We start from the raw sequence: 5,862 nt of genomic DNA on the forward strand, positions 1-5,862 counted from the left end.
CTTGATTGACTTTAACCTGGGCAAAATTGGGGTTATACATCAAATTGGTTCCCTTAATTTGGAGGTACTCTACCTCGTCAAATTCATCTCGAACCACCTCAATCTGCTGGATTTGCGGTGCCAGAGGCACTGTCACATCAGGCGCTCCCACCCGAATTTCAACCTTCAGAGTTTGCCCAGGCAAATCCAGAGTAAGGGTGTGGCTACTGCCAACCAGATAGAGATCTGGGATATTGGCCGTGTTGAAACTTGCCTCAATGCGATTGTTGCTGACAGACAGCGTATTGGTTTCGATATCGTTGTCGAGATAAACATCCACATCTTCTGGTTGAGCAGCTCCCAGATAAAAATAGCCTTGAATGCTCAACTGAATCACTTTGCCCAAATAATTGGCATGCAGTGCAGCCGGAGCAGAGGCCCCCATAATATTCTGGCCTTGAATAAAGACCCCAGTAATAATATGCAAGCCAGGGGGCGGCAGCGTCGCTTGGGGTATAGGAGAAGGAAACACACCATTTCCCCCTGCAGCCGGAGCAACTGATGGAGGGCTGGAAGATATGACCACAATCGGTTGCGAAGAATCTCGATTTGTCGTCCCTTGAGAGGGTATGGGTGATGCTGTGGGTAAACTGGTGGGTGCAATCTTGGGCTGAGTTGCCTCAACGGCCTCAATTTGTGTTTTCTGGTTTTGCTCTGCTCTGGGTAGATTTACTTTAACTGAGGTTACAGGAGAAGTGTTTTTGGGCAAAATTTGTTTGGGTACAGAGGGGAGAAAAAAATCTGTATTGGCTGAGCCAGCCGGAATACAACCTGACAAAAAAAATAAAACACAGATGAATAGAGCCAGATATCCTGTCTTTGCAGACAAAATCGCCCGGAACATCTTCTGTCTATCCCCCGAAAAATCCCAAAACAATGAAGACAACCTCTGGTTTTTATTAAAAATCGCCCCAATTACTTGTCACACACGTGGCTCACCAGTGACAAACGTCACTCATTCTGTTTAAGGTTATAACACGTCAATTAAAATCTGCATATCACCCAGTGGGTGATCCCCCAAACAGTTCAGCTTATTTCTGAAGGCCGTTTTGTTAAAACGCAATTTGCTCCCCCAAAGCCCTATCTATGGGCAATTCTGACAAATAATTATGATTTTTCATCCATTTGATCAGTTACTTTTACGCTCAAATATGTTTTAATTTAATCAAAATTTATATTGCAGGGACATTATTTTGATACTGCCAACTGTCACTGTTACACTTGTCGATGATGACCTACATACCCTGGATCTCTTGGAAGCCTGGATGACCAATAGCTGTTACATCCCATATCACTTTCAGATCCTAAATAAGGCCTCATCTGGCCGTGAAGCAATCAAAAAAATTCGAGACCAACCCTGTGACTTGGTTATTTTGGACTTGAATTTACCTGATGCAAATGGGCTCAGTATTGCTCACTTTTGTAAAACACTTCAGAAGCGACCGCGAATTCTCCTCTACAGTGGTTATGATGACTGGCTTGAATGGAAAGACACAGCCCATAGGCATATTCAGGGATACGTAATCAAGGGCGGCCCAATTGAAACCCTCGAAAAGGCTGTCCACAAGATTCTCCAGGGAGGATACTTCTGGGAACCTGCCGTCTATTACCAGATGCATCTGAAATCCCTCGAACCCGAGGAACCTTTTGTCTGGGCACAACCTTTAACCAATAGGCAAGAAGAGGTTCTTTCTTTGTTCTGCCAAGGGGAAAAACAGGCACAGATCGCTGTCAGATTAAACTTGAGCACCAACACAGTCAAAACGCATCTCAGAAAAATTTGTAAAAAAGCCGGCTGCAGCAGCCTTGAAAGTTTAAAGCAGAAGATAATCTAGCTATATACAGCAGTCCTTTTGAAAAATTCTCGAAAGTTCTGTGGTCATGTGCCTTGCATAGTTTTAAATCGCATCGAAAACCCGTAAAGATATAGCAGAGATAGCCGATAAAAAGCCCTATTAAAATAGTATATATTTGATAGTTTTCTGATAATTTTCTAATAGTTTTTTATTGTGTGTATTGTTTTTAAAATGATATTATAACGGTGAATATCTTTCACACGTCCCCATTTTTATGGCTCGTCTCCCCATCCAGAAACGTCCCCAAATGCCGTCTCTGCCTATTATTCGCTTCATCTTTGGCCAAGTCAGCCAGAAAGAGTTTCAGGCACTCAGTGAGGTAAACCAAGTTCGGCTCTATTACCAAGCATTGGCTTCATTTCTTCTGGCACTGTGTATCATACTCACACTTTTTTTAGCTCAGGCTACAATTTTGTGAAACCATGAAGGCTCACATCATTTAAGGCTGGCTATCTGCTCCCCCCAGGTGCCCGAAGCCACCTCCTGTACCCCATTCATCGCAACCTGAAGATCCGCACGAGGCGTCGCATTTCCTCCGCCACGACGTGTCTGCGTGATCGAGACATGCCCGATATAATGAATATCGGCAATTTTATTGGCATGCAACCAGACTTCACGCACATCACGGGGATTGTCAGCACCAGAAAGCTCCATCACAAAAGTTACCCGCAGGGGAATAGGCAGGGTATTTTCGAGGGAAAACTTGGCCTCCACCGTATCAACGGGGTGCTCTGTGGTTCTCATGACCACGCCATTGATTTCCCGGTTAATCGGTGACAGAGCATAATTTTGCGTGAGTCCTGTTTCCTCAAAAGGTTTTATACGCACGTTGGGATGCGAAACTTTAATGCCTTCCCTGAGCACAGCAACAAATTCGCGCTGTGCTTGATCGGAAGGCGAGTTTAAAGCTGCTGAGTAGATTTGTTGAAGCTTTGCCTTATTCCCTGCTGACCAAACTCCCTTTTGGCCCTCAACCTGAGCAAAAAGCGCTCGAAGTTTCTGACCTGTGTTAGCTGCACTGGCCAGCAGTTCGTATTTTGGAGCCACTTGGAAATAGGCAAACTGCGCTTGTTGTATGTTCTGCCCAAGCTCTGAGGGCAGATGTAATTTCTCAACACCATGTTCACGGAGCAGGGCCTGAGCCGTTTGGAAGTTTTTGTTTGCCCAGCTATTCAATTCTTCAGAAGTAATCCCTGGATAAGAATAGGCACTGGAAGCAAGGATGGCCTGATACCCGAGCAATTGCTCAGCATGAACAACCTGCTCTCGGGCCTGTTGTAGGTTTTGCAACTCCGTCCCAGTGCCTACAGCATCAAAAGCCTGCTGAAAAACAGGCAGTATTGCTTCAATACTTGCCATGGCATCACGAAACCGCTGGTCTGCAAACCAACCTTTTTCAGGAAGACGCTTCAGGTAGCGGAGGTTGAAATCTGCCAAGCGGCCAAAAATGGCCTGATCCATCATAAATTCAGATTTTGGCTTATGGCCAGTCAGGTACGTCTTGGTACGTTCTTGCATAATTTGGGCCGCCCGCTGAATGGTAGCCACATAACCCACTCTCCGGCTGTAATTGTCAATATCTCTGGAAACAGCTTTCGTGGCGAAGGTGGCCGCCCACAATGAGGCAGTGTGTGAAGTGGCTCTAAACACCTCTATATCTTTCAGGCGCTCCTGAAACCATTCGCTACCATCATCGAGGGCTTTAAAACTTGCCACCGCTGTATCAAAGTTTTGATTGATGATATCTGTTCCCGTGCTAATGCCTTCCTTGTTACCGTCACCCTCCCGATGTTTCCATTGTGTCATTGAAGACCAAAAGAAGGCGCGAGCAAAGTAAATGCGTCGCTTTTCATCACTTGTCAGCTGAACCCCATCCAGTTGCTCTTGAGTGAAATCCATGAACTGCTGAGAATCTGGGTAGATGTCCTTCAGCCCATCGGCTCCCATCGCTTTCCCCAAAGCCTTGGCATGGGTTGGTACGTCTGCATCTCCAGAGGTGCCATCCTCGTGAACCATGATATACCGCTCGCCTGATGTTGCATCTTGTACGGGAAAAACAATTACGGGCGCACCCAGCATCAGCGCCAAGCCGCCCTTCAAAGTACGTTCTTCATCCACTAGCATATAATTATGATCGAGCTGTGCAAGCTCAGGCGTTTGCTGCATCTGGCTCACATGCGTGTTTGCCTTCTGTGCCGCATCAGCAGACTTGGTTTGCAAAATGCCGCCATACTGTGTGCTGAAAGCCAAAGCGACTGCTATTAGCTGCTTTCCTGCCCATTTGGGGAGCGATGATTTATCATTGCCTTTTTCTCCTTTTTCAGGTAATCTAAGAAGATTTTTCATGGCTTTACGCATTATTTTCTCGCTCCACGGTACATGTTTTCACGAAAAAGTCAATGCTTGCTCCTCTCTTCGATTATTTGCATTTTTTTATGGGTGGAAATGCCCGTTACTGCTGCTTTAACTGAGCCTGAGCGTGGCAACGCAAACGTTAACGCAATTCGCGATAACAACACCAATTCAGGGCGAGACTTTAACCCCGAGACCGGCCTTGATGCTTTTGAAAAAGCAACCGAACATCTTGCTGGTTCCCAAGCCCGTCTCGGAGACGAGTTGGCCACCCTACCAGGGCCAAATATCAATTTCCAGAGCCTGATGCGCCTGGTGATCACTTGGTCGGCCAGTCTGGCTGCCAGCGTCGCCCTGTATTTACTGGTCTGGAGCGCTTTTAGGGCCATCTCGGGCACGGAAGAAGCCCATAACCAACTCAAACAGACCCTCATTAAAGTCATTGTCGGCATGGCATTGGTCTTGTTTTCATATGTCATTGTCAGTTTCATCATGGGGATCATCTGGGCTTCCTGATTTTGAAAACGCTCAAAGAAAGCGAGCCAGAAATGAAATTTGCCACTGCCTTGTGGGCCAGTGGGCTTTGCTGGCGCACATCTTCTGCCAGCAAACGGGTGTAAATTTCCGTGGTGCGAATGTCTTTATGGCCCAGAAACTGCTGAATCTCCTCACGCCGCATACCTGCCTGGATACAGGAACGGGCAAAAGTATGACGCAAGCTGTGTAGATTACAGCCACGCCGATCAATACCGACATGACACAAAATGTTTTTGAATGCGACACGAATGACCCCATAGGTGATGGGGTATTCAGGGGACTTGCCCGGAAAGGCATAGCGCCCTTGGGGACAAGTATCTCGATACTGGCCCAAGGCGTTCCAGACCAGTTTGGGAATATAGATGATACGGGCGGTATGAGTCTTGCTATCACGAATTAAGATGGTACCATCTTGGGCAATATCTTCCCAGGCCAAAGCCAGGGCCTCCCCAATACGGATACCCGTATACAAAAGCAGCAAAAACAAAGCCTGTTCCCGAAGCATTTTCCCCAGCTCTGCCTGGGAAGCCAGATACGCCATTAAGCCTCTGCATTCCTCAGGGGCCAAGAAATGTCTCCCCTGAGCTGGGTTGATCTTGGGCAGCTTGACCTGGCGGGCCGGGTTTTCTTTCCAACCCAGGAAATCAAAAAAGAGCCGAAGATAATAGATCGCGGTATAACGGTAGGCTGGATGGTGGAACCTTACCAGAAAAGTATGCACCAGGTCCAGGACCTGGTGCGGGTAACAAGCACTTCCCTGCCCTTGCAAATGGCGTTCAAACTTACCAAGAATACAGCGAGCATTGGCCAAACTACTGGGACGGCAGCCTTTGGTGATGATTAGGTACTGCTCAAAGGCAGATACCATTCCGGCTACCACCAAAGGTTGAACCAATTGCTCTGATATGCCCGCCTGAGCTGACCATTTGAGCCCCATTATTTGGGCACAAGCCATAAACCCTGCTTGGAATGCGGTATTGTATGATGTTTTTAGGGGCCTGAATTGGCTTGGTTGAAGCATCTGCGAAAATGCAGTGAGAGAATAAAAGAGAATCAAAAAGCTATTGTTCGCGAATAA

The 5,862-nt window shown here is 46.9% G+C and carries 4 protein-coding genes and 1 pseudogene (1 of these 5 only partly in view); 2 read left to right on the top strand and 3 right to left on the bottom strand.

The window, feature by feature from the left end; translation table 11 throughout:
- Window positions 1-883 (bottom strand): annotated as a pseudogene (locus COW20_06755) (hypothetical protein); it reaches 149 nt to the left of the window's first position.
- Between the two features lie 349 nt (window positions 884-1,232).
- Between COW20_06755 and COW20_06760 the strand changes: the two are divergent.
- Window positions 1,233-1,874, top strand: coding sequence for a hypothetical protein (locus COW20_06760; GenBank protein PIW49171.1), 642 nt, complete (start codon window positions 1,233-1,235; stop codon window positions 1,872-1,874).
- A gap of 456 nt (window positions 1,875-2,330) precedes the next feature.
- Here COW20_06760 and COW20_06765 read toward each other — a convergent pair whose 3' ends face one another.
- On the bottom strand, window positions 2,331-4,253 hold the full coding sequence (locus COW20_06765; GenBank protein ID PIW49172.1) for a hypothetical protein: 1,923 nt from the start codon (window positions 4,251-4,253) through the stop codon (window positions 2,331-2,333).
- Between the two features lie 45 nt (window positions 4,254-4,298).
- Here COW20_06765 and COW20_06770 point away from each other — a divergent pair, with 45 nt between their 5' ends.
- Window positions 4,299-4,763, top strand: a complete 465-nt coding sequence (locus tag COW20_06770; GenBank protein PIW49173.1) for a hypothetical protein — start codon at window positions 4,299-4,301, stop codon at window positions 4,761-4,763.
- On the opposite strand, the gene COW20_06775 is transcribed toward COW20_06770, so the two are convergent.
- Window positions 4,747-5,805 (bottom strand): hypothetical protein, encoded by a 1,059-nt coding sequence (locus COW20_06775; GenBank protein PIW49174.1) that lies wholly within the window; start codon window positions 5,803-5,805, stop codon window positions 4,747-4,749. The two genes, COW20_06770 and COW20_06775, sit on opposite strands and share 17 nt — an antisense overlap.
- Window positions 5,806-5,862 lie beyond the last annotated feature (57 nt).

This window comes from bacterium (Candidatus Blackallbacteria) CG13_big_fil_rev_8_21_14_2_50_49_14 (assembly GCA_002783405.1).
In the GTDB taxonomy this organism is placed as follows: domain Bacteria; phylum Cyanobacteriota; class Sericytochromatia; order UBA7694; family UBA7694.

What these genes read in the sequence shown, in the direction of transcription:
- COW20_06775 (PIW49174.1), bottom strand. Translation starts at nt 5,805, where the DNA reads ATGCTTCAACCAAGCCAATTCAGGCCCCTAAAAACATCATACAATACC.
- COW20_06765 (PIW49172.1), bottom strand. Translation starts at nt 4,253, where the DNA reads ATGCGTAAAGCCATGAAAAATCTTCTTAGATTACCTGAAAAAGGAGAA.